Source organism: Pseudomonas sp. SIMBA_068, from assembly GCF_046534705.1.
Classification (GTDB): Bacteria; Pseudomonadota; Gammaproteobacteria; order Pseudomonadales; family Pseudomonadaceae; genus Aquipseudomonas; species Aquipseudomonas putida.
Window position 1 is genome coordinate 1 of record NZ_JAWRYI010000588.1, and the last position, 269, is coordinate 269.

1 protein-coding gene is annotated in these 269 nt (G+C 60.6%); it reads left to right on the forward strand.

The genetic code is table 11. From position 1 onward, the window contains the following. Positions 1-269, forward strand: a 269-nt coding sequence (locus SB756_RS30535) for a condensation domain-containing protein (protein WP_410913302.1), incomplete at both ends; no start/stop codon positions are given.

Here is a 269-nt window from a genome sequence, read left to right on the forward strand (position 1 = left end):
GTAGTGGAAGAGTACCAGCAATACCGCGAAAGCGAAGCCTGGCAGCGTGATGCGGCATTCTGGGCGGAACAGCGTCGTCAACTGCCACCGCCCGCGTCACTTTCTCCGGCACCTTTACCGGGGCGCAGCGCCTCGGCAGATATTCTGCGCCTGAAACTGGAATTTACCGACGGGGAATTCCGCCAGCTGGCTACGCAACTTTCAGGTGTGCAGCGTACCGATTTAGCCCTTGCGCTGGCGGCTTTGTGGCTGGGGCGATTGTGCAACCG